The organism is Mesorhizobium sp. M1328 (assembly GCF_040318075.1).
Classification (GTDB): domain Bacteria; phylum Pseudomonadota; class Alphaproteobacteria; order Rhizobiales; family Rhizobiaceae; genus Mesorhizobium.
Window position 1 is genome coordinate 253,177 of record NZ_JAMYLO010000003.1, and the last position, 21,224, is coordinate 274,400.

22 protein-coding genes and 1 pseudogene are annotated in these 21,224 nt (G+C 61.6%); 16 read left to right on the forward strand and 7 right to left on the reverse strand.

Annotated features, from left to right (window positions below; translation table 11 throughout):
- Positions 1 to 6 precede the first annotated feature (6 nt).
- The 5 genes from NKH23_RS09760 (at position 7) to NKH23_RS09780 (ending at position 5,576) form a co-directional block, all read left to right on the forward strand.
- A complete protein-coding gene (locus tag NKH23_RS09760) occupies positions 7 to 1,557 on the forward strand; it encodes a trimethylamine methyltransferase family protein (protein WP_352911092.1) in 1,551 nt (516 codons plus the stop codon).
- 41 nt (positions 1,558 to 1,598) lie between these two features.
- Positions 1,599 to 3,248 (forward strand): ABC transporter substrate-binding protein, encoded by a 1,650-nt coding sequence (locus NKH23_RS09765; protein WP_352911089.1) that lies wholly within the window; start codon positions 1,599 to 1,601, stop codon positions 3,246 to 3,248.
- A gap of 105 nt (positions 3,249 to 3,353) precedes the next feature.
- Complete coding sequence (locus NKH23_RS09770; RefSeq protein ID WP_352977377.1) at positions 3,354 to 3,833, forward strand: DUF3828 domain-containing protein; 480 nt, start codon at positions 3,354 to 3,356, stop codon at positions 3,831 to 3,833.
- A gap of 4 nt (positions 3,834 to 3,837) precedes the next feature.
- Complete coding sequence (locus tag NKH23_RS09775; protein ID WP_352911086.1) at positions 3,838 to 4,380, forward strand: hypothetical protein; 543 nt, start codon at positions 3,838 to 3,840, stop codon at positions 4,378 to 4,380.
- 11 nt (positions 4,381 to 4,391) lie between these two features.
- Positions 4,392 to 5,576, forward strand: a complete 1,185-nt coding sequence (locus NKH23_RS09780; protein WP_353034605.1) for a mandelate racemase/muconate lactonizing enzyme family protein — start codon at positions 4,392 to 4,394, stop codon at positions 5,574 to 5,576.
- 29 nt (positions 5,577 to 5,605) lie between these two features.
- Here NKH23_RS09780 and queF read toward each other — a convergent pair whose 3' ends face one another.
- Positions 5,606 to 6,067, reverse strand: coding sequence for a preQ(1) synthase (queF, locus tag NKH23_RS09785; RefSeq protein ID WP_023674394.1), 462 nt, complete (start codon positions 6,065 to 6,067; stop codon positions 5,606 to 5,608).
- A gap of 114 nt (positions 6,068 to 6,181) precedes the next feature.
- Between queF and NKH23_RS09790 the strand changes: the two genes are divergently transcribed.
- Positions 6,182 to 8,227, forward strand: a complete 2,046-nt coding sequence (locus NKH23_RS09790) for an oxidoreductase (RefSeq protein WP_352911083.1) — start codon at positions 6,182 to 6,184, stop codon at positions 8,225 to 8,227.
- 140 nt (positions 8,228 to 8,367) lie between these two features.
- Here NKH23_RS09790 and NKH23_RS09795 read toward each other — a convergent pair whose 3' ends face one another.
- Positions 8,368 to 8,736: a hypothetical protein gene (locus tag NKH23_RS09795; protein WP_292656273.1), complete on the reverse strand. Its 369-nt coding sequence runs from the start codon at positions 8,734 to 8,736 to the stop codon at positions 8,368 to 8,370.
- A 156-nt stretch (positions 8,737 to 8,892) separates the two neighbouring features.
- Here NKH23_RS09795 and NKH23_RS09800 point away from each other — a divergent pair, with 156 nt between their 5' ends.
- Together NKH23_RS09800 and NKH23_RS09805 are read left to right on the forward strand one after the other, a co-directional pair.
- Positions 8,893 to 9,321, forward strand: coding sequence for a MarR family winged helix-turn-helix transcriptional regulator (locus NKH23_RS09800; RefSeq protein WP_352714969.1), 429 nt, complete (start codon positions 8,893 to 8,895; stop codon positions 9,319 to 9,321).
- A 28-nt stretch (positions 9,322 to 9,349) separates the two neighbouring features.
- Positions 9,350 to 9,582: pseudogene (locus tag NKH23_RS09805) on the forward strand (type II toxin-antitoxin system Phd/YefM family antitoxin).
- 5 nt (positions 9,583 to 9,587) lie between these two features.
- On the opposite strand, the gene NKH23_RS09810 reads toward NKH23_RS09805, so the two are convergent.
- Positions 9,588 to 11,660, reverse strand: a complete 2,073-nt coding sequence (locus NKH23_RS09810) for a putative bifunctional diguanylate cyclase/phosphodiesterase (protein ID WP_352911081.1) — start codon at positions 11,658 to 11,660, stop codon at positions 9,588 to 9,590.
- Between the two features lie 264 nt (positions 11,661 to 11,924).
- Here NKH23_RS09810 and NKH23_RS09815 point away from each other — a divergent pair, with 264 nt between their 5' ends.
- Both NKH23_RS09815 and tdh read left to right on the forward strand, forming a co-directional pair.
- Positions 11,925 to 13,112 (forward strand): glycine C-acetyltransferase, encoded by a 1,188-nt coding sequence (locus NKH23_RS09815; RefSeq protein ID WP_353034607.1) that lies wholly within the window; start codon positions 11,925 to 11,927, stop codon positions 13,110 to 13,112.
- Positions 13,113 to 13,179: 67 nt separating this feature from the next.
- Positions 13,180 to 14,214, forward strand: coding sequence for an L-threonine 3-dehydrogenase (tdh, locus tag NKH23_RS09820; RefSeq protein ID WP_352911078.1), 1,035 nt, complete (start codon positions 13,180 to 13,182; stop codon positions 14,212 to 14,214).
- A 206-nt stretch (positions 14,215 to 14,420) separates the two neighbouring features.
- On the opposite strand, the gene NKH23_RS09825 is transcribed toward tdh, so the two are convergent.
- Positions 14,421 to 14,864 carry a MarR family winged helix-turn-helix transcriptional regulator gene (locus NKH23_RS09825; protein ID WP_352911075.1) on the reverse strand — a complete coding sequence of 148 codons (444 nt, stop codon included), beginning with the start codon at positions 14,862 to 14,864 and terminating at the stop codon, positions 14,421 to 14,423.
- Between the two features lie 153 nt (positions 14,865 to 15,017).
- On the opposite strand from NKH23_RS09825, the gene hmgA reads away from it, so the two are divergent.
- From hmgA to NKH23_RS09855, 6 genes are read left to right on the forward strand one after another with little or no spacing between them, the layout of a single operon-like run.
- Entirely contained in the window at positions 15,018 to 16,331 is a 1,314-nt protein-coding gene (gene hmgA / locus NKH23_RS09830; RefSeq protein WP_352911072.1) for a homogentisate 1,2-dioxygenase, read from the forward strand.
- 10 nt (positions 16,332 to 16,341) lie between these two features.
- Positions 16,342 to 17,229, forward strand: coding sequence for an MBL fold metallo-hydrolase (locus NKH23_RS09835; protein ID WP_352911070.1), 888 nt, complete (start codon positions 16,342 to 16,344; stop codon positions 17,227 to 17,229).
- Positions 17,226 to 18,248, forward strand: coding sequence for a fumarylacetoacetate hydrolase family protein (locus NKH23_RS09840; protein ID WP_353034610.1), 1,023 nt, complete (start codon positions 17,226 to 17,228; stop codon positions 18,246 to 18,248). Before NKH23_RS09835 ends, NKH23_RS09840 begins: the two co-directional genes overlap by 4 nt.
- 44 nt (positions 18,249 to 18,292) lie before the next feature.
- Positions 18,293 to 18,538: a hypothetical protein gene (locus NKH23_RS09845; RefSeq protein ID WP_352911065.1), complete on the forward strand. Its 246-nt coding sequence runs from the start codon at positions 18,293 to 18,295 to the stop codon at positions 18,536 to 18,538.
- A 30-nt stretch (positions 18,539 to 18,568) separates the two neighbouring features.
- A complete protein-coding gene (locus NKH23_RS09850; RefSeq protein WP_352911062.1) occupies positions 18,569 to 18,856 on the forward strand; it encodes a hypothetical protein in 288 nt (95 codons plus the stop codon).
- A gap of 1 nt (position 18,857) precedes the next feature.
- A complete protein-coding gene (locus NKH23_RS09855; RefSeq protein WP_352911059.1) occupies positions 18,858 to 19,418 on the forward strand; it encodes a DinB family protein in 561 nt (186 codons plus the stop codon).
- On the opposite strand, the gene NKH23_RS09860 is transcribed toward NKH23_RS09855, so the two are convergent.
- The 3 genes from NKH23_RS09860 to hppD all read right to left on the reverse strand — a co-directional run bounded on the left by NKH23_RS09860 (position 19,397) and on the right by hppD (position 21,180).
- Positions 19,397 to 19,771 (reverse strand): type II toxin-antitoxin system VapC family toxin, encoded by a 375-nt coding sequence (locus NKH23_RS09860; protein ID WP_352911057.1) that lies wholly within the window; start codon positions 19,769 to 19,771, stop codon positions 19,397 to 19,399. The genes NKH23_RS09855 and NKH23_RS09860 overlap by 22 nt on opposite strands.
- The gene (locus NKH23_RS09865; RefSeq protein WP_352662998.1) at positions 19,768 to 19,995 is read right to left on the reverse strand and encodes a type II toxin-antitoxin system Phd/YefM family antitoxin; all 228 of its coding nucleotides are present in this window, start codon (positions 19,993 to 19,995) and stop codon (positions 19,768 to 19,770) included. The genes NKH23_RS09860 and NKH23_RS09865 overlap by 4 nt, the downstream gene beginning before the upstream one ends.
- Positions 19,996 to 20,064: 69 nt before the next feature.
- A complete protein-coding gene (gene hppD / locus NKH23_RS09870) occupies positions 20,065 to 21,180 on the reverse strand; it encodes a 4-hydroxyphenylpyruvate dioxygenase (protein ID WP_353034612.1) in 1,116 nt (371 codons plus the stop codon).
- Between the last annotated feature and the right edge of the window lie 44 nt (positions 21,181 to 21,224).

The following is a 21,224-nucleotide window of genomic DNA, read 5'->3' on the forward strand; positions in this document are numbered from 1 at the left end:
GCCTCCATGAACGCACCGGCCGTTGAAGTGAGCGAACACACCAATCGTCGCGCGGGTGGCCGCCTGGGACGCAAGGCGCTGCGGGGAGCTCCCGTAGCGTCATTTCCGACCCTGGTTCGCAAGATTCCGGTGTATCAGATGGTCCCGGACGAGGCGGTGGAGCTCATCCACCAGGAATCGCTCAGCATCCTCGAAGAGGTGGGATGCGAGTTCCGCGACGACGAGGCTATCGCAATGTGGAAGGCGGCGGGCGCCGATGTCTCGGAGACAAGGGTCCGCATAGACCGCGCCCTGCTGATGGACCTCGTATCGAAGGTCCCGTCGGAGTTCACGCTCAATGCGAGGAATCCCCAGCGTTCCGTACGTGTGGGTGGAAACAACTCCATCTTCGTGCCGATGTACGGGGCGCCTTACGTGCGCGACCTCGACAACAACAGGCGCTACGGCACACTCGCCGACCTCAACAATTTCCACAAGCTCGCCTACATGGCGCCGGCACTGCATTCGTCGAGCTCGATCATTTGCGAGCCGATGGAAATCGCGGTGCCGAAGCGTCACCTCCACATCATCCATTCGGCGCTGAAGCACTCCGACAAGCCGTTCATGGGCATCGTGACCTCCAAGGATCGAGCCGAAGACACGATGGCGATGGCAGGCATCGTGTTCGGCGAGGACTATGTCCGCGACAACCCAGTCCTGGTGGCCATCACCAACTGCAATTCGCCGCTGGTCTGGGACGCCACCATGCTGGACGCGATGAAAGTCTATGCGCGCCACAACCAGCCGCTGATCCTCGCGCCGTTCGCCCTTTGCGGCGCCTCGACTTCGGCCTCTGCCGTCGGTGCGGTCGCGCAGGTCAATGCCGAAGCGCTGGCGGGCGTCGCGTTCACACAGCTCTTGCGTCCGGGTTCGCCGCAGATCTACGGACAGTTCATGGTGACGGTCGACATGAAGACCGGCGCTCCCATGGGCGGCACGCCGGAGGCTGCCCAGATGATGTATCTCATGGGCGCACTGGCGCGGAAGTATCGGCTGCCGTGGCGCACGTCCGGTTTCCATGTCGGCTCGAAGCTGAATGACGCCCAGGCGGGCTACGAGGCGAACATGCTGATGCATGCGGCCATCCTTGCCGGCGCCAACTACATCTGGCACTCCGCCGGTTGGCTCGAGGCCGGCCTGACCTGCGGCTATTCGAAATTTGCGACCGACTGCGAGCAGCTTGTCGGCTGGTACAAATATGCTGGCGGGCTGCCATTCGACGATTTCAAGGAGGCTATGGCGGCGATCCGCGAGGTCGGACCGCAGGGCCATTTCCTTGGCACCCAGCACACGCTCGAACATTTCGAGTCCGCCTTCTTCATCCCCAGCATCATGGACTTCAATTCGTACGAACAGTGGAAGGCGGAAGGCGCAAAGGACCACGACACCCGCGGCCGCGAGAAAGCACGCAACATGCTCGCCGATTACGAGGAGCCGAAGCTCGATGAGGGCATCGCCGATGGTCTCAAAGATTTGATTGCGCGGCGCGAGGAGAAACTGCCGGACAGCGTTAGTTGATAACGGGCGAAGACCCGATGGGAACCATAACGGAGGAAAAAATGACACTCTTCAGAAGCAACGGTGATCGCGTACCGAGCGCCATCGAAGCGATGGCCAGCGAGGCTCGTGCAGGTCGTGTGGATCGGCGCGAGTTTCTGGCTCTGGCAAGCGCCTTCGGCGCATCGACGGCCTTTGCCTACGGCATGATCGGCCTTGCCGTGCCGCAGCGGGCTTTGGCTGAAGAGCCGAAGAAAGGCGGCACGCTCCACGTTTCGATGTCGGTGAAGGCACAAAAGGATCCGCGCACTTACGACTGGGTGGAACTTGCGAACATTTCACGCTGCTGGCTCGAGCCGCTTGTCCGCTACACCCGCCAGTTCACATTCGAGCCGGTTCTGCTTGAAAGCTGGGAGGTCAACGACGACGCCACCGAATACGTGCTGCATGTGCGCAAGGGCATAACCTGGAACAACGGCGATGCTTTCGGCGCCGATGACGTGGTCTACAATCTGACGCGCTGGTGCGAGAAGGCTACCGCCGGCAATTCCATGGCCGCGCGCGTTGGTGCGCTGATCGATGCAAAGACCGGCAAGGCCAGGGAAGGGGCGATCACCAAGGTCGACGACAACACGGTGAAGCTGAAGCTGAACGAACCGGACATCTCGCTGATCCCGAACTTCACCGACTATCCGGCGCTCGTGGTCCATCGCAACTTCGACGCCGATGGCGCCAATCCGATCGAGAAGCCGATTGGCACCGGGCCGTTCGAACTGGTGTCCTATTCGGTCGGCCAGAAAGCGATCGTCAAGCGTCGTGAGACTGGCAAGTGGTGGGGCGGTGAAGCGCTTCTCGACGGCGTCGAATTCATCGACTACGGAACCGATTTCAACGCCTCGATAAATGCATTCGACTCCGGCGAAATCGATCTCAACTTCGAGACGCCGGCCGACTTCATAGACATTCTCGACAAGATGGGGCTGGTAAAATCGGAGGTCGCGACAGCGACCACGCTTGTCGCCCGGACCAACATCACGAACAAGCCCTATGACGACAAGCGGGTTCGCAACGCCCTCCAGATGGCCGTCGACAACAAAGCGGTGCTCGAACTTGGCTACGCCGGGCGAGGCACTGTTGGTGAAAACCACCACGTCAGCCCGATTCATCCGGAATACTACGCGCTGCCCAAGAAGACACGCGACGCCGCGGGGGCCAGGAAGCTGATGGCGGAGGCCGGGCAGGCCGACTTCGAGCATGAACTGATCACCGTCGAGGACGATTGGCAAAAGAACACCGGCGACGCTATTGCCGGCCAGTTGCGCGATGCCGGGATCAAGGTGAAGCGCACCGTGCTGCCGGGTTCGACCTTCTGGAACGACTGGACGAAATATCCTTATTCGATGACCATCTGGTACATGCGCCCGCTTGGCGTTCAGGTATTGGCGCTGGGCTATCGCACCGGCGAGGCCTGGAACGAAACCGGCTACTCGAACCCTGATTTCGATGCCAAGCTCAAGCAGGCTCTCTCGCTCATCGACGTCGAGAAGCGCCGCGAGGTCATGAAGGAAATCGAGCAGATCCTCCAGGATTCGGGCGTCATCATTCAGCCGTTTTGGCAGAAGCTGTTCAGCCACATGAACGAGAAGGTGAAGAACTACGGTGTCCACCAAACCTTCGAGATGGATCTCCAGAACGTCTGGCTGAACGCCTGAGTTGCCAGCAGAGGACGCGTTGCAGGATTTCATGGACCGCAAGAAAGCCGACAGGCAAGATGCGTGGTACTGATAGCTTCCGTCAGTGAACAATCGGGGACACGCATGAAACTGGCACTTTTTGTTGCCGCGCTTTCGATGGCCTTGCCGGCGGCCGCGTTTGCCGGCCCTGCTGCCAACGCCGTGAAGTTCTTCTATGTCCCGTCGGTCAAATTCGAGGCCGATGTGCAATATCGCGACCGCTTCACCGCGCCGGTGACGAAACTGTTCGAACTGAACGACAACGCGGCAAAGAACCATCCGGATGAAGTTCCCTGCATCGACTTCGCCCCTGGTCTCGATGCGCAGGACTATGACGAGAAGACCGTGGCCAGGACGCTGACCCTGGCTGAAACGCTCAATGGCGACAGCGCCGAGGTGACGGCGACGTTCAACCTTTTCCCGGAAGGCGATGATTCCAAACGCGAAATGGTCTGGTCGTTGAAAAAGGTCGACGGCCAGTGGAAGATCGCCGACATTACCTCGAAGACCAGCGGCTGGACGCTGAGTGCGCTCGAATGCCTGGCCGGGCAGCCGCCGGAGTGATGCCGTGCTCCGCCGCCGTCCCTGGGTTCTGGCGACTGCGTGGCTGCTGGCCGGATTGAGCAGCGCCGCCGCTCAGGGCTTGTTGGGCGCGCCGGCCGACAGTGCGGCACCTCCGCCGGCAATTTTGCCGCCGGCAGAAAACGCGCCGGCCGCACCCGAGCAGCCTGGCTCGCCGACGGCGGTGGTGAAGCCGTTCTACGAGCACGCCGGGCTCGAGGTCGATCCGGCTCAGCGGGGCCATTTCACCGATCCGGCAAAGTCCGTGCTCGACAAGAGCGACGCGCTGCGGAAGTCGGGGCAGGGCGAGTGCCTCGATCCCAACATGGCGCTCGACAATGCCGAATACGACAAGGCGGAGATCGACAAGAGCCTGAAGACCATCGAAGCGGTCAGGGGCGACGAGGCCAAGGTCGTCGTCGCTTTCGTCGTCTCCGGCAATCCGCACCGGCTGGAATGGAAGTTCAAAAAGGTCGACGGCGACTGGAAGATATCGGACCTGCTCTCGGTGACCGGCGAATGGGCGCTAAGCCAATACCAGTGTGAGTGAGAACGGAACCGATGAAGATCAGCAACATCCGCGTCACCCACGTCAACGTCCCGCTCGATGCTCCGTTCTGGTGGACGGCTGGTCTCTACGGCGGCGCCTCGAAATCGATCATCGAGGTCGAGACGGACGAAGGCGTGGTCGGACTGGGTGAGGCGCCATGGTGGCATTTCGGCGAGGTGATCAAGGCCGAGATCGCGCCGGCGCTGATTGGCGCCGATCCGCTCGACATCGCCGACTGCGAGGCGCGCTGTGTGCCGCCCTGGCAGATCACCGCCAACACCGGCGAGAACGCAGCCACGGTGGCGTTCGGCGCCGTCGAACTGGCGCTGTGGGATATAAGAGGCAAGGTCTTCGGTATGCCGCTCTATAAGCTGCTCGGCGGCGCGGTGCGCAAGGACATTCCGTTTTCGGAATATTTCGCCTTTCGCCCCGCTCAAGGCGGAGCCGGCGGCGAGATGACCGCCGAAGCGATCGTCGACTACTGTCTCGGCATGCGAGATCAGCACGGCTCGACGATCTTCGAGGGCAAGCTGATCATGGGCGATCCCGAGCTCGAGATCAGGACAGTGCGCATGCTGCGCGAGGCGCTTGGCGATAAGGCGCAGATCAAACTCGATTCCAACATGCAGTGGTCGCTGACCACAGCGCGCTGGGTACTGCGCGAGATCGAGCCGTTCAACATCCGCAATTACGAGGATCCGGTCGCGACCTTCGAGGAGATGGCAGCGCTGCGCCAGCATTCGCGCATTCCGTTCTCCACGCACATCCCGGATCTCAGACGGGCAGTCGCGCTCGGTGCGCCGGATTACTTCGTCTGCAATTTCGCAGCACTCGGCGGATTGTCGAAAACTCTGAAATTGATCGCCGCCTGTGAGGCGATGGGCAAGGGGTTCTGGTGCTATTCGAACGATCTCGGCATCATGACATCGGCTTATCTGCACGTCGTGGCGGCGACACCGTGGATCACCGAAGCATCGCAGTCGCTGTTTCGCTGGCAGATCGGCGATATCATCAAGGACGGTCCTTTCCGCCAGACGGGCAATACGGTGCGCGTGCCGGAGGGTGACGGGCTGGGCGTCGAACTCGATCCGGCTGCGATAAAGCGCTGGGCGGGCCACTTCGCCGAACACGGGCCGATGGGCCATTTCAGCGACCCGAACAATCCCGACCGCTACCGGCGGCTCCCGCTCAACTGATGCAACGTGTTTTCCTCAGAAGCTCAGGCTCACCCGCGCCCGCGATAGGGGGCGACGCCGGTGTCGGGCAGCCACACACCTTCCGGCGGCGCGCCGGTTTGCCAGAACACGTCGATCGGAATGCCGCCGCGCGGATACCAGTAGCCGCCGATGCGCAACCACAATGGCTTGGTCGCGGCGATGATGCGGCGGCCGATCATGACGGTGCATTCTTCGTGGAAGGCGCCATGGTTGCGAAACGAGGTCATGAACAGCTTGAGCGACTTCGATTCCACCAGCAGCGCATCGGGTGCGTAGTCGATGACGATATGGGCGAAGTCCGGCTGGCCGGTGACCGGGCAGAGCGAAGTGAATTCCGGGCAGGTGAAGCGAACGATGGCCGGCGGGCCGTCGCCGCGCGAAAACGGCACGGTTTCCAGGACTGCCGCTTCAGGGCTCTGTGGCGCCTCGACGTTGGTGCCGAGCTGGGTGAGGTTTTTCGTATCGGTCATGAGCAGGTTCCTTGCTGCATGTCGCCCAAAACTGCGCAGCGATTTTGGGAGCGCGACATGCGTAAAAACAAAAATTTGCCGCTCATTAGCACAATTTGAAACAGCAGGAAGACGATGACTAGCAACGACCCGCTCCTCCAGCCCTATCAGCTCAAGCATCTGACGCTGAAGAACCGGGTGATGTCGACCAGCCATGAGCCGGCCTATTCCGAGGACGGCATGCCAAAGGAGCGGTACCGGCTCTACCATGCCGAAAAGGCCAAGGGCGGCATGGCGCTGACCATGACCGCCGGTTCGGCGATCGTCTCGCGCGACAGCCCGGCCGCTTTTGGCAATCTGCATGTCTATGACGACCGCATCGTGCCATGGCTCGCCGAGCTTACCGATGCCTGCCACGAGCACGATTGCAAGGTGATGATACAGATCACCCATCTCGGCCGCCGCACCGGTTGGAACAAGGCCGACTGGCTGCCGGTCCTGTCGGCTTCGCCGGTGCGCGAACCGGCGCATCGCGCCTTTCCCAAGATTATCGAGGACTGGGATATCGAGCGCATCGTCGCCGACTATGCGGCGGCCGCCCAGCGCTGCCAGGCAGCCGGTCTCGACGGCATCGAATTCGAGGCCTACGGCCACCTGATGGACGGCTTCTGGTCGCCGGCCACCAACCAGCGCGACGACGATTTCGGCGGCTCGCTCGACAACCGGCTGCGCTTCACCGGCATGGTGCTCGATGCGGTGCGTGCCGCGGTCGGCCAAAAGTTCGTCGTCGGCATCCGCATGGTCGCCGACGAGGATTTCGAAAAAGGCCTGTCGAAACAGGAGGGCGTCGAAATCGCCAGGCGGCTGGCCGACTGCGGCAAGGTCGATTTCCTCAACATCATCCGTGGCTCGATCGAGACCGATGCCGCGCTGACAAAAGTCATTCCGGTGACCGGCATGCGGTCGTCGCCGCATCTCGACTTCGCCGGCGAGATCAGGGCGGCGACCAAATTCCCGACCTTCCATGCGGCGCGGATTTCCGACGTCGCCACCGCGCGCCACGCCATCGCCGCCGGCAAGCTCGACATGGTCGGCATGACGCGTGCCCATATCGCCGACCCGCATATCGTCAGAAAGGTGATGGAGGGCCGCGAGCACGAGATCCGCCCTTGCGTCGGCGCCACCTATTGCCTCGACCGCATCTATGAGGGCGGCGAGGCGCTGTGCATCCACAATGCGGCGACGGGCCGCGAGGCTGATATCCCGCATATTATTCCGAAAACCGAGGGACCGAAGCGGAAGGTGGTCGTCGTCGGCGCCGGCGCCGGCGGGCTGGAGGCAGCGCGCGTCGCCGCCGAACGCGGGCACCAGGTGACGGTGCTGGAAGCATCGAGCCAGGCCGGCGGCCAGGTGCGGCTGGCAACGCAGAACCCGCGCCGCAAGGAATTGATCGGCATCATCGACTGGCGTCTAGCCGAACTCGACCGGCTCGGTGTCGAGATCCGCTACGATACCTGGGCGGAGAAGGACGACGTGCTGGCGCTGTCGCCCGACGTCGTGGTGATCGCCACCGGCGGCCTGCCGCAGAACCCGCCTCTGACGGCGGGCGACAATCTCGTCACCTCGAGCTGGGACATCATGGCCGGCAGCGTCAAGCCGGCCGAGAATGTACTGCTCTATGACGACAATGGCGGCCATCAGGGCATGGGTGCTGCCGAACTGATCGCCAATAGTGGCGCCAAGCTGGAGCTGGTTTCACCAGAGCGCTTCTTCGCCCCGGAAATGGGCGGCATGAACCATGTGCCCTACATGCGCGCCTTCCAGGAAAAGGGTGTCACGGTGACCATCAACACACGGCTGCGTTCGGTGCGACGCGAGGGCAACCAGCTGATCGCCGAGCTCGCCTCCGACTTCGCCGATGGCTGGCGCGGAGAGCGGCGGGTCAACCAGGTGGTGGTTGAGCACGGCACGCTGCCGCTCGACGATCTCTATCTGGCGCTGAAGCCGCTGTCGAAGAACGCCGGCGCGATCGATTACGAAAAACTGATCAATGGCGGCGACATCTTTCCGCTGCGCAATCCGCAGAGTGGCTTCGTGCTCTTCCGCATCGGCGATGCAGTCGCCTCGCGCAACATCCACGCCGCCATCTATGACGGCATCAGGTTCGGCTTGCGAATCTGAGGAATAATTTGGATTGATTGGTGGCGCGCAGCCGAACCTCCGTACGGAGAGCCACCACGGTACTTCGGTCCGGTCTGCGCGCCGCGCACGCCGCCGGCCATCGCCGGGCACCGTACGATCTTGCGATTGCGGCAGGACGCTCAAAACATCCTGGCGGTGGCCATGCAGAACACGGTGATGACCAGCAGCCCGCCGGCGATGCGTTCGCCTTTTGTCATCTTCGCGCGCAACTGGGTTTGCTTCGCCGCATCAGCGCCGGCCAGCTGCCTGCTGGCGGAACCCACCAGTGCGCCCTGAACCGCGGCGGCGATCAACGCAGTCAAGATGCCCAGCGCCAGGACTTTCTCCATGGAGCCGAAAGAGCCGTTGTGGAAGAAATACCAAAGCAGCAAACCCGTGAGGAAAACCACGCCGGCCGCGCCCATTTGCGGCCGGAAGAAACGTTCCGCCCTGATCTCCGGTTCGCGGGCGACCGCGATGGTGGTGCCGGCCCAGAACACGCCCGCCATGACGTGAAGGCCGAGGACGATGATGTAGACATATTGCATGACCGCATTTCCTCTCTTGCCCACCGCTAACCATATGGATAGATATCAAATGATTAGATGTCAACGCATAAGCTCGAGCCGGTTCCATAGGCTTTGCCCTTGTTCTAGTGTTGGACCATGACGCCCTTTGACCGCCCGCCGATCGGGATGAATCTCGCCCGCACCGCCAAGCTGGTTGCGCAGGCGTTCGACGCTGCCTTGGTCGAAGCCGGCGGCACGCTGCCGGTCTGGGTCACTTTGCTGTCGGTCAAGTCGCGGGAGCTGGCCAACCAACGCGAGCTAGCCGGCATGATCGGCATTCGGGGCGCAACGCTGACCCACCATCTCAACGCCATGGAGACGCAAGGCCTGCTGATGCGGCGCCGCGATCCCGAGAACCGCCGGGTTCACCAGGTGGAGCTGACCCAAGCCGGAGAGGCATTGTTCCTGAAATTGCGCACCGCCGCGTTAGCCTTCGACAAGCGGCTGCGGAAAGGACTGTCCGACGACAGGCTGGCGGAGTTTGCAGAGGTGCTGGCCGCGTTGCGGGCCAATGTCGAGGGTTAGAAATTAAGGCTAGCAAAGGCCTGCGCGAATTTCGCTGAAGGATGCCCGGGCTACACTCTCGGCGGTGCTTGATGAGGTCGTCGCGGGAGAACCGGCCGTCATCACCCGGCCTGGGCGCAAGCAGGCGGTCATTTCGTCGTTTCAGGACTACGAAAGACTCCGCGTGTGCCCAGCTTTGGACAATTGCTGGCAGCATTTCCCGGTGATGAGGATGACCTTCCGCCTCGGCTTATCAGGTCGGTTCGCAAGGCCGGACCATGACGGATCTACGCCCGGCTGCCCTGCAGCACCGTCAGCCTGGCCTTCTTGGGCGCCCGTGCCACCAACCATTCGCGCACCCTGTCGGGGGGCATCGGGAAAGCGATGGAATAGCCTTGCACCTGGTCGCAGCCGATCGCCATCAGCGAGTCGAGCTCGGCTTCGGTTTCAGCGCCCTCGGCAACGATCGAGATGCCGAGACCACGAGCGAGTTCTGTGAGGGCACGCACGATCTTGGTGTTGCCGCCGTTCTCGTTGATGTTCTGGACGAAACGGCGGTCGATCTTCAGCCGGTCGATCTCGTTTGGATTGACATGGCTGAGCGATGCGTAGCCGGTGCCGAAATCATCAAGCTCAAGATGGATGCCGGCGGCGCGGATGTGCCGCAGCTTTGCCGCGATACCGGTCTTCTCGTCGTCGAGAATGACGGATTCGACGATCTCCAGCGATAGTTTGTGCGCTGGCAGGCCGGCCCTCTCGAGCGTATCGAACAGGAAGACTTCGAAATCTGTCTCGCGCAGCTCCGAACCGGACACGTTGACGGCGATCCGTCCGAAGGTGATGCCTGCGCGGTTCCATTCGGCTGCTTCGTCGATCGCTTTGGCAATGACGATGCGGCCAATCTCGGACATCAAGCCGCATTTTTCTGCGATTGGAATGAACTCGCCCGGCGCGATCATGCCGCGTTCGGCATGCCTCCAGCGAACCAAAGCCTCGATACCACTGATGGCGCCGTCCGACAGCGACACCTGCGGCTGGAAATAGACTTCGAACGCCTTCTCAGAGATGGCGACCCTGATGTCGAGCTCGAGCTGCTTTCGACTGTCGAGTTCGCGCCTCAGCTCATCGGAGAAGAACGACAAACTGCCGCCGCCCTGCTTCTTGGCTGAATACAGCGCCAGGTCGGCATGGACGAGCAGGTCCTCCGCATTGTCGGCATCGATCGGGTAGACCGCAATCCCGGCACTTACGCCCGGATGGATCGTCGTACCTCGGAATATGACCGGCTCATTGAGTTTGGCCAGCATGCGCCTGGCGACGATATCGATGTCCTCGGTGCTGCCGGCATCGTTGAGGACGACGACGAATTCGTCGCCTCCGAGACGCACGTTGAGATCCGACGTCCGGCAGGAATCGCGCATACGCTGCGCGGCCACCACCAGCACATAATCGCCGGCGGCGTGGCCGAGCGCGTCGTTGATCTGCTTGAACCGGTCGAGGTCGAACTGCACTACGGCAACCCGTTCACGCCTTCGCCGCGCACAACTGATGAACGTATCGAAATGATCGGTCAGGAAAGTGCGGTCGTGCAGGCCGGTCAGCCCGTCATGTACGGCAATAAAGGCCATGGAATTGCGCGCATCGACCAGCTCGCGCGTCCGGCGCAGGATGGCATTCGACATCGGCCGGAAAATGAAAAGTGCCACCAGCAGGATGACGCCGATGGTCGAGTAGAACAATGTGCGATGAAGATCGAGGAGCCTTTCGGAGCGCTGGTCCGCGTAGGCGCTGATGCGCTGGCCGAGTGCTGCGTAGCCCGACAATGTTGCATTGGCAACGGAAGCGTCCAGGTTGACGCGCTCCTCGCCGCCCTTGTAGCCGCCGCTGCCGGTCGTGTTGAGCCGCGATTCGAATGAAGAGATCAGGCGCTCGCCGTTGGCGATAAGCCCAACCGAGAAATAGTCGAGATGGTACGGCTTGGCGAAAAGCACGCTCTCGATCGATTTCGGATCGAACCTTGCCGGCGACACCGGATCGGCGGCGGTCCGCTCGAGCAGCAGATCGTAATTCTTCTCGAACTCCACCGTCGCTTGCTTGAGCGCGATAACCAGAGCGCGCTGTTTATCGCGCTGAGCGCTGCCTGTCGCGCCGGCAAGAAAGACGATGCGCTGCGACAGGGCTTTTTGTGTGCTGACGATATCGAGCAGCGCCTGATTGTGCCGTTGGGTCGCCATCACCTGTTGCAGCAGGATGAAGGAGGCCATGACCATGGCGGCTATGATCAGCAGAGCCAGCCAGTATCCGGATTTGATGAGGAGTATGAGCCTGCCCGAAACGGCGTGCACCGGCTGCTGCGACATTTTCTGACGCGGCCTCTCGCCAACGAATTCTTGTGCGATAACCTTTGGCTTCAAAGTGTTAACAGGTTTGGGACGGCAGCAGGCCGGCGGTGGCGACCGTGGCGGGAAATCCGCAAAGTGGTTATTGCAATCTTTCGCGGCACCTCCGCATTCGAACATCGTTGCCTCTGACGTGCCATTGCCGCCACCGAAGCGGTCGCTTTTGCGATGGATTTTTCGTCCGCGCGGCGCGACAGTCCTCGTCGATCTCAACAGGGCCCGATCATGACCGAAGCATTCCTTTCCCACATCGACAGCGAGCTCGAAGGACTGAAAACGGCAGGCCTTTACAAATCCGAGCGGGTGATAACCTCGACCCAATCGGCCGAGATCGAGGTCGGTGGCGAGAAGGTGCTGAATTTCTGCGCCAATAATTATCTCGGCCTCGCCGACAGCGCCGAACTGCGCGGTGCGGCCAAGCAGGCACTCGACCGCTACGGCTACGGCATGGCGTCGGTGCGCTTCATCTGCGGCACGCAGGAAGAACACAAGCAGCTCGAGGCGACCATTTCTGATTTCCTCGGCATGGAGGACACCATCCTCTACGGCTCCTGCTTCGACGCCAATGGCGGCCTGTTCGAGACGCTGCTCGGCGAAGAGGATGCGGTCATCTCCGATGCGCTGAACCACGCCTCGATCATCGACGGGGTACGGCTGTCGAAGGCAAAGCGCTTCCGCTACGCCAACAACGACATGGCCGATCTCGAAGCGCGGTTGAAAGAGGCGCGCGACTGCCGGTTCCGGCTGATCGCCACCGACGGCGTGTTCTCGATGGATGGCATCGTCGCCAATCTGAAAGGCGTCTGCAACCTCGCCGACAAATACGATGCGATGGTCATGGTCGACGACAGCCATGCAGTTGGTTTCGTCGGCAGGAATGGCCGTGGCTCGGCCGAACATTGTGGCGTCGAGGGCAGAGTGGACATCATCACCGGCACGCTCGGCAAGGCATTGGGTGGCGCGTCCGGCGGCTACACTTCGGGCAGGAAGCAGGTGGTCGACTGGCTGCGCCAGCGCTCGCGGCCCTATCTTTTTTCCAACACGCTGATGCCGGCGATCGCCGGCGCCTCGATCCGGGTGTTCGAACTGATCCGCAATGGCGACGCGTTGCGTCAGCGCCTATATGCCAACGCAGCGCGGTTTCGCTCCGAGATGGGCAGGCTCGGCTTTACACTGGCCGGCGCCGACCATCCGATCATCCCGGTGATGCTGGGCGACGCGACGCTGGCGCAGGAGATGGCGGCCCGCATGCTGAAGCGCGGCATCTATGTCATCGGCTTTTCCTTCCCGGTGGTGCCGAAGGGCCAGGCGCGCATCCGCACGCAGATGTCGGCCGCCCATTCCAGCGCAGATATCGATCGTGCGGTTGAGGCGTTCGCCGCAGTCGGTCGCGAACTCGGCGTGATTTCCTGAACGGCCGGGACCGAAAAGCGATTCCGGATCAAGAGATTCAAGCGACTAAGGTTCTGGGGACAAAAGAATGTCGAATATGATGAAGGCGCTGGTCAAGGCCAAGGCCGAGCCGGGCATCTGGATGGAACAAGTGCCGGTGCCGGAAATCGGTCCGAACGACGTGCTGATCAAGATCAGGAAGACTGCGATCTGCGGCACCGACGTCCACATCTACAATTGGGACCAGTGGGCACAAAAGACCGTGCCGGTTCCGATGGTGACCGGCCACGAATTTGTCGGAACCGTCGCCGATTTCGGCACGGCGGTGACCGAGTACAAACTCGGCCAGCGCGTTTCCGGCGAAGGCCATATCGTCTGCGGCCATTGCCGCAACTGCCGGGCGGGCAGGGGGCATCTGTGCCGCAACACGCTAGGCGTCGGCGTCAACCGGCCTGGCGCCTTTGGCGAATACCTTGCGATTCCGCAGCACAATGTGGTGCCGATCCCCGACGACGTGCCCGACGAGATCGCCGCGATCTTCGATCCCCTCGGCAATGCGGTTCACACCGCATTGTCCTTTGATCTCGTTGGCGAGGACGTGCTGGTCACCGGCGCCGGGCCGATCGGCATCATGGGTGCGCTCGTCGCCCAATGCGTCGGGGCGCGAAAAGTCGTCATCACCGACATCAATCCGGTGCGCCTGGCGCTGGCGAAAAAGCTCGGCGTCCAGCATGTCGTCGATGCATCGAAGGAGAAGCTGCGCGACGTGATGCCGGCGCTCGGCATGACCGAGGGTTTCGACGTCGGCCTCGAAATGTCTGGCGCCGCACCTGCGTTCCGCGACATGATTGATACCATGAACAATGGCGGCAAGATCGCCATTCTCGGCATCGCGCCGACCGGCTTCGAGATCGACTGGAACAAGGTCATCTTCAAGATGCTGCATCTGAAGGGCATCTACGGCCGCGAGATGTTCGAGACCTGGTACAAGATGATCGCGCTGGTGCAAGGTCCTCTCGATGTCAGTGGCCTGATCACCCACCGCATCGGCATCGACGACTACATCTCCGGCTTCGAGGCAATGAAGAGCGGTAACTCCGGCAAGGTGGTGATGGACTGGTAACGATCAGAAATGTTGGCGGGACAGCACCCCCCTCTGGCCTGCCGGCCATCTCCCCTCAAGGGGGGAGATTAGCAGCTTCGCTGACATCGCTCTTCTTTGGAGATTGGCGAAAGCCGAAGCGACGTCCAATCTCACCCCTTGAGGGGGAGATGGCCGGCAGGCCAGAGGGGGGTGCTGTCCCGCCTGCATCAAAAGTTGCTGAGGACCTAATCCCCATACAAAGCCGTCTCAAGCGCGGCCACCCCTTCCGCGACTGCTATACGTTCATCTGCGCTCAGCCTTGCCAGCAACTCCCGCTCGAAGGCTTTCGCCAGCGGCACCATCTCGCGATAGGCGGCAACGCCAGCCTTGGTCAGCGTCAGATGCTCGACACGGCGGTCCTTTTCGTCTGGCGTCCGGATGAGCCAGCGGCGGCGCTCGAGTTCGGCGACCGCGCGCGAAACCTTGGTCTTGTGCATGGCCGATTGCTCGCCGAGTGCCGTCGCCGTCATCGTGCCGTGCTGTCCAAGTCCCGCAAGCGTGCGCCATTCGGGCCGGGTCAGGCCGTGACGGTCCTTGTATATTCTTGAGAATTCGCGGCTGACGGCATCGGCAAGACGGTAGAGCCGATAAGGCAGGAAGGATTCCAGCTCGAGGATTTCGGGTTCCATTTTGGCCTTCACTGGGCAGGCTCGCGGCCCGCGCCGAAATCACCATTGATGGTTACATTTTCGATGGTTACAAATGAAACCACTCTGGTCAACTCGGAGCATCTTTCGGAATGCGTAGACGATGCTCCGGGACTATGAATTCGGGAGGATTCCATGGCCTATTCCTACATGCCGGGTTTCGGCAACGACTTCGAGACAGAGACATTGCCGGGCTCGCTGCCGCAAGGGCGAAACTCGCCGCAGCGGCCGGCCTACGGCCTTTATGCCGAGCAGCTTTCGGGCTCCCCTTTCACCGCGCCGCGCGGCACCAATGAGCGCTCCTGGCTTTATCGGATAAGGCCGAGCGTCAGGCACACCGGCCGCTTCAAACCGGCGAATTATCCGCTGTGGAAGAGCGCGCCGAATGTCGGCGACCACCAGCTCGCTCTCGGCCAGTACCGCTGGAGCCCAGTGCCGATGCCGAAGGAGCCGACCGATTTTATTGCCGGCATGCGCTCGATCACCACCGCCGGCGACGTGCTCGGCCAGACCGGCATGGCGGCACATATCTATGTCGCCAACCGTTCGATGGTCGACGACCATTTCTTCAATGCCGACGGCGAGTTGCTGGTCGTGCCACAGGTTGGAGCCTTGCGCTTCGTCACCGAGATGGGCGTCATCGACCTCAGGCCGGGCGAGATCGCCGTGCTGCCGCGCGGCCTGGTTTTCAAGGTCGAACTGGTCGATCCGCAAGTGCGCGGCTATGTCTGCGAGAATTACGGCGCCAAGCTGACGCTGCCGGATCGCGGCCCGATCGGCGCCAACTGCCTGGCCAATCCGCGCGATTTCAAGACGCCCTGTGCCTGGTTCGAGGACAAGGAGACGCCGTGCCGGCTGATCGCGAAATGGTGTGGCCAGTTCCATGTCACCGAGATCGACCATTCGCCGCTGGATGTGGTGGCGTGGCACGGCAATTATTCGCCCTACAAATATGATCTTGCGACCTTTTCGCCGGTCGGTGCGATTCTGTTCGACCACCCCGACCCGTCGATCTTCACCGTGCTGACCGCGCCGAGCGGCGAGAAAGGCACCGCCAATATCGATTTCGTCCTCTTCCCGCCGCGCTGGCTGGTCGCCGAAGATACGTTCCGACCGCCCTGGTATCACCGCAACATCATGAGCGAGTTCATGGGCCTGATTCATGGTCAGTACGATGCCAAGGAAGAGGGCTTCGTGCCCGGCGGCATCAGTCTGCACAACATGATGCTGGCTCACGGACCCGATGCGTCTGGCTTCGAAAAAGCCTCGCGCGCGGAGCTGAAACCGGTCAAGCTCGACAACACCATGGCCTTCATGTTCGAGACACGCTTTCCGCAGATGGTGACCCGCTATGGCGCCGAGCTCGAAACCCGGCAGGACAATTATATCGACTGCTGGGCCGATCTGAAGAAACGCTTCAACGGCACGCCCGAGGGCGACTGGTCTTGAGCGCCGTCGCATGACAGATCGTCTGGTGCTTCTTGGCTCGAAGGGTGGTCCGGCGCTCCGGCCGGGCGGACCGTGGCCGAGTTCGTCGCTGCTGGAGATTGGCGGCCGCACCCTCGTCGTCGATTGCGGGCTGGGCATAACGCGCGGGCTGACCGATGCCGGTGTCAGCCTGAAGGCGCTCGACCTGATCTTCATCACGCATTTGCATTCAGACCATGTGCTGGAACTCGGACCATTGATCCACACTGCATGGACGGCCGGCCTGGCGACAGCGGTCAGCGTCTTCGGCCCGCCCGGCATCGGCCATTATTGGCAGCGCTTTTGCCAGGCAATGGAATTCGACATCGAGATCCGCATCGCCGACGAAGGCAGGCCGGATCTCCACGACCTGGTCTCGATTGTCGAGTTTGGCGAAGGCAAAGTAGTCGAAGAGCGCGGTCTCAAAATATCGGCCTTGCGCGTCGATCATCCGCCGGTGACGGACTGCTTTGCGCTGCGCTTCGAGCAAGCCGTGCAAAGCATCGTCTTCTCGTCCGACACCGCATTCTTTCCGCCATTGTCGGATTTCGCCCAACGCGCCGACGTCCTGGTCCACGAGGCCATGTTGGCAGAGGGCATCGAGCGGTTGGTCGCCAAGACCGGCAACGGCGCAAGGCTGAGGGAACACCTGCTTGCCAGCCACAGCTTTGCCGAGGAAGCGGGCCGCATCGCCAGTGATGCAGGCGTCAAAAGACTGGTCCTCAACCACCTCATTCCCGCCGACGATCCGGAGATCGGCGAAGCCGACTGGATTGCCGCCGTCAGGAAAACATGGGCCGGCGACTTGACGATCGGCCGCGACGGCCTTGTTGTGGAATTAAGCAGCACCAAAGCTGCGCCAGGAGAGGAAACCGCATGAAGCTTGCCACCTTGAAGGACGGGACGCGCGATGGAAAGCTCGTCGTCGTCTCGCGTGACCTGACGCGGTTTACCGATGCGTCGTTCCTTGTGCGGACGCTGCAGGCGGCGCTCGACGACTGGCGTCGCATCGCGTCGCATCTCGCTGCCATGGCCGAATCGCTGGAGAACAATGCGGTGCCGTCTGCCCGCTTTCACGAGCATGACGCTCATTCGCCGCTGCCGCGTGCCTACCAATGGGCCGACGGCTCGGCCTATGTGAACCATGTCGAGCTGGTGCGGAAGGCGCGCGGCGCCGAGATGCCGGCAAGCTTCTGGACCGATCCGCTGATCTACCAGGGCGGCTCGGACGCTTTCCTCGCACCGCGCGACCCAATCCGCATGACCGACGAGACACTTGGCATCGATATGGAAGGCGAGGTCGCCGTCATCGTCGACGACGTGCCAATGGGTGCTGGCCTCGATGAGGCGCGGGCAGCGATCCGGCTGGTCATGCTGGTCAACGACGTGACGCTGCGCGGCCTGACCGGACCCGAGCTCGCCAAGGGGTTCGGCTTCTTCCAGTCGAAACCGTCATCGGCCTTTTCGCCGGTAGCGGTGACGCCGGACGAATTGGGCGACGCCTGGGATGGCGGCAAGGTCAGCCTGCCGCTGCTGGTCGATCTCAACGGCAAACCGTTCGGCCGGGCGAACGCCGGCATCGACATGACCTTCGACTTTCCGGTGTTGATTGTTCATGCCGCCAGGACGCGGCCACTGGCTGCCGGCACCATCGTCGGTTCGGGCACCGTCTCCAACAAGCTCGACGGCGGGCCGGGCAAGCCTGTCTCGGCAGGCGGCGCCGGCTATTCCTGCATCGCCGAGTTGCGTATGATCGAGACCATCGAAGCCGGCGAACCGAAAACGCCGTTCCTGCGCTTTGGTGATACCGTGCGCATCGAGATGAAGGACAGGGGCGGGCATTCGATCTTCGGCGCCATCGAGCAGAAGGTCGAGAAATACGAGGGGGCAAGAGAATGACGGGCGAGACATTCTATCTGCTGTGCGGTGTCTGGGCCCTTGTCATGCTGGCGATCTTCATCCTGGCGATCCGCCTGAGCTATCGCATCGAGGCGCGCTCGCCCGACCTGACCAACCGCAGCGGCTTTCCGCGCAAGGCGATGATGTTTCACACCGTCACCAACACGAATGTCGCGCTGGACCAGGAAACGCAGGCCATGCGGCGGCGCATGATCGGGCTGCTGCTGATTGTTTTGGCTGGATTCCTGCTAATGTGGGCAGGCTTGTCTTTGGTCCGGTCACCGGCGTGATCAATCGTTCCTAGCGCTGGTGGACCCAAGATGCCTTACACCGCTACTTACCTTTGGTTTGTGGGAATTTCTGGCATCGCTGCTGCCTGGCTTTTGATTTCGGCCATCCGGCTCTGCCGTCAGGTCGAGGATCGATCTGAAGGACTGCGTAACTTCAGTAGCGTGGCGCATCGGCCGAAGCTTGCTGACGTCGCTATGAATCGGGATGTTGCGAGCGATGTTGAAACGCAAGCGCTGCGCCGCGGTATGATCGCTCGTCTGCTAGCCATAGGTGCTATCGGTATCGCTGTGAATTTGATTGCCTGGGCTGGTGTGTAACATGGACCTGCTGAACCATTTCCGCCGCATGGCGCGCAACAATCTGTGGTCCAACGACCGGCTCTATCGTGCCGTGCTGCAGCTTGAGCCCGGCGAATTCGAGGCTGAAAGGATAAGCTTCTTCCCATCGATCAAGGCAACGCTCAATCACATCCTGGCCGTCGATTATCTCTATCTCGATTTTCTCGAAGAGGGCGGCGTCGGCGCCGCGGCCTACGATGAGTTCTTGCTCTTCGACGAAGCGGACGCGCTCTTTGGCAAGCGGACGGAGGCCGACCGGCGGCTGATCGCTTTTTGCGACCGCCTGTCGACGGACGACCTCGATCGCCGCGTCGTCACCGACCGGCGCGAGGACGGCATGATACCGGAACGGATCGGCGACCTGCTCGCCCATCTCTTCATCCACGACATCCATCATCGCGGCCAGGTGCACGCGATGCTGTCCGGCACCTCGGTGAAACCGCCGCAACTCGACGAGTTCTTCCTCGATTACGATGTGAAGTTGAGGAAAGCCGAAGTCGAGCGGCTGGAGCTGGATGATCAGACCAACGCGACGTCGTAGGCTGAGAAATGTCGATCCGCAGTGACCACCGTCAGACCTTCAATTTGAGCCTGTGCGATGAGCAGACGGTCGAAGGGATCGCGATGATGGAACGGCAGATGCTCAAGCCTGGCTGCGTGTAGTTCATTCACACTGAGGATCGGAATGCCGTTCGATCGCAGGATTTCCACGATGTTGCCTGTGAGCGTGACTTTGCCGAGCGATTTCTTAATGGCGATCTCTGCTACCGAGACGGCGCTGACGACCACATCCTCGCCCGCAAGAAAGATGTCGCGATGGTGATCCGAAAGGCGTGAATCCGCGTTGAGTACCCAAAGCAGAATATGAGTATCCACCAGATATTGGCGGCTCATTTAATGTACTCGTCCCATTCGGGACCGAGTTCATCAAAATCATCCGATATCCGAATTTGGCCTTTCAGGGCCCCAAAAAGGCCTTTGCTCCCGCCAGCCCGGGTGGGCGCGCTCAAGGTCGCCACCACCTCTCCATGCCGCGTCAGATGGATCTCTTCGCCGGCCTGGGCACGTTTCACCAACTCGGAGAGTTGGGCCTTCGCTTTTGCCATCGGAACATTCATGGTCAGACCTCTTATGACCAGAATTTAGGTCATAACTGATCAAACCACAAGGCATCTCGGCCGAGCTGGCTACGCTGCCTTGCCGTCCACCTTCAGCACGCCGCGCTTGATCTGGTCCTGCTCGATCGACTCGAACAAGGCGCGGAAATTGCCCTCGCCAAAGCCTTCGTCGCCCTTTCTCTGGATGAACTCGAAGAAGATCGGGCCGATCACGGCTTTCGAAAAGATCTGCAGCAGGATCTTGGTCGTGCCGCCGTCGACGACGCCTTCGCCGTCGATCAGGATACCGTGCTTCTTCATGCGATCGATCGGCTCTTCATGGCCGTTCACGCGGGCAAAGGACATGTCGTAATAGGTCTCGGGCGGTCCCGGCATGAACTTCAGGCCGTTGGCGGCCAGCCTGTCGGTGGCGCCGTAAATGTCGTCGGTGCCGACCGCGATGTGCTGGATACCCTCGCCATTATACTTCTTCAGATATTCGGCGATCTGGCTGGTCTCGTCCTTGGACTCGTTCAGCGGGATGCGGATCTTGCCGCAGGGCGAGGTGATGGCGCGGCTGACCAGGCCGGTGATCTTGCCGTCGATGTCGAAGAAATGGATCTGCTTGAAGCCGAACAGGTCGCGGTAGAAATCCCACCATTTGTCCATCTGGCCGCGATAGACATTGTGGGTCAGGTGGTCGAGATAATAGAAGCCGACGCCTTCCGGCCTGGGATCGCGCTCGCTGAGCCAGTCGAACTCGGCGTCATAGGCCGAGCCCTTCTCGCCGTACGTTTCGATGAAATAGAGCAGCGAGCCACCGATGCCGACGATCGCCGGCACGTCGAGCGTCTTGTCGTTACCTTCATAGGGCGTCGCGCCCTTGGCCACAGCGTGATCGAAGGCGTGCCTGGCATCGACCACCCGCCATGCCATCGAGGCGGCGCAAGGCCCGTGCTTGTCGACGAATTTCATGGCATGCGAGCCGGGTTCGGCATTCACGACATAATTGATGTCGCCCTGCCGCCAGACGGTGATGTTCTTGCTGCGGTGCTTGGCGACCGGCACATAACCCATGCGGGTGAACAGCTCGGCGAGTTTTTCCGGCTCGGCATGCGCGAATTCGACGAATTCGAAGCCGTCGGTGCCGGCGGGATTGGCTTTGCTGATCTTGGCGGGCGGTGCGTCGTGCGGGAAGGGACCCATGGCATTGCTCCGAAATCTGGCATCGGCCGCGTCGGCCGTATCTG

Bases quoted from the DNA above. Each gene is read 5' to 3' on its own strand.
- NKH23_RS09760 (WP_352911092.1), top strand. From the start codon at position 7: ATGAACGCACCGGCCGTTGAAGTGAGCGAACACACCAATCGTCGCGCG.
- NKH23_RS09765 (WP_352911089.1), top strand. From the start codon at position 1,599: ATGACACTCTTCAGAAGCAACGGTGATCGCGTACCGAGCGCCATCGAA.
- NKH23_RS09770 (WP_352977377.1), top strand. From the start codon at position 3,354: ATGAAACTGGCACTTTTTGTTGCCGCGCTTTCGATGGCCTTGCCGGCG.
- NKH23_RS09780 (WP_353034605.1), top strand. From the start codon at position 4,392: ATGAAGATCAGCAACATCCGCGTCACCCACGTCAACGTCCCGCTCGAT.
- queF (WP_023674394.1), bottom strand. From the start codon at position 6,067: ATGACCGATACGAAAAACCTCACCCAGCTCGGCACCAACGTCGAGGCG.
- NKH23_RS09790 (WP_352911083.1), top strand. From the start codon at position 6,182: ATGACTAGCAACGACCCGCTCCTCCAGCCCTATCAGCTCAAGCATCTG.
- NKH23_RS09795 (WP_292656273.1), bottom strand. From the start codon at position 8,736: ATGGCGGGCGTGTTCTGGGCCGGCACCACCATCGCGGTCGCCCGCGAA.
- NKH23_RS09800 (WP_352714969.1), top strand. From the start codon at position 8,893: ATGACGCCCTTTGACCGCCCGCCGATCGGGATGAATCTCGCCCGCACC.
- NKH23_RS09810 (WP_352911081.1), bottom strand. From the start codon at position 11,660: ATGTCGCAGCAGCCGGTGCACGCCGTTTCGGGCAGGCTCATACTCCTC.
- NKH23_RS09815 (WP_353034607.1), top strand. From the start codon at position 11,925: ATGACCGAAGCATTCCTTTCCCACATCGACAGCGAGCTCGAAGGACTG.
- tdh (WP_352911078.1), top strand. From the start codon at position 13,180: ATGTCGAATATGATGAAGGCGCTGGTCAAGGCCAAGGCCGAGCCGGGC.
- NKH23_RS09825 (WP_352911075.1), bottom strand. From the start codon at position 14,864: ATGGAACCCGAAATCCTCGAGCTGGAATCCTTCCTGCCTTATCGGCTC.
- hmgA (WP_352911072.1), top strand. From the start codon at position 15,018: ATGGCCTATTCCTACATGCCGGGTTTCGGCAACGACTTCGAGACAGAG.
- NKH23_RS09835 (WP_352911070.1), top strand. From the start codon at position 16,342: ATGACAGATCGTCTGGTGCTTCTTGGCTCGAAGGGTGGTCCGGCGCTC.
- NKH23_RS09840 (WP_353034610.1), top strand. From the start codon at position 17,226: ATGAAGCTTGCCACCTTGAAGGACGGGACGCGCGATGGAAAGCTCGTC.
- NKH23_RS09845 (WP_352911065.1), top strand. From the start codon at position 18,293: ATGCTGGCGATCTTCATCCTGGCGATCCGCCTGAGCTATCGCATCGAG.
- NKH23_RS09850 (WP_352911062.1), top strand. From the start codon at position 18,569: ATGCCTTACACCGCTACTTACCTTTGGTTTGTGGGAATTTCTGGCATC.
- NKH23_RS09855 (WP_352911059.1), top strand. From the start codon at position 18,858: ATGGACCTGCTGAACCATTTCCGCCGCATGGCGCGCAACAATCTGTGG.
- NKH23_RS09860 (WP_352911057.1), bottom strand. From the start codon at position 19,771: ATGAGCCGCCAATATCTGGTGGATACTCATATTCTGCTTTGGGTACTC.
- NKH23_RS09865 (WP_352662998.1), bottom strand. From the start codon at position 19,995: ATGAATGTTCCGATGGCAAAAGCGAAGGCCCAACTCTCCGAGTTGGTG.
- hppD (WP_353034612.1), bottom strand. From the start codon at position 21,180: ATGGGTCCCTTCCCGCACGACGCACCGCCCGCCAAGATCAGCAAAGCC.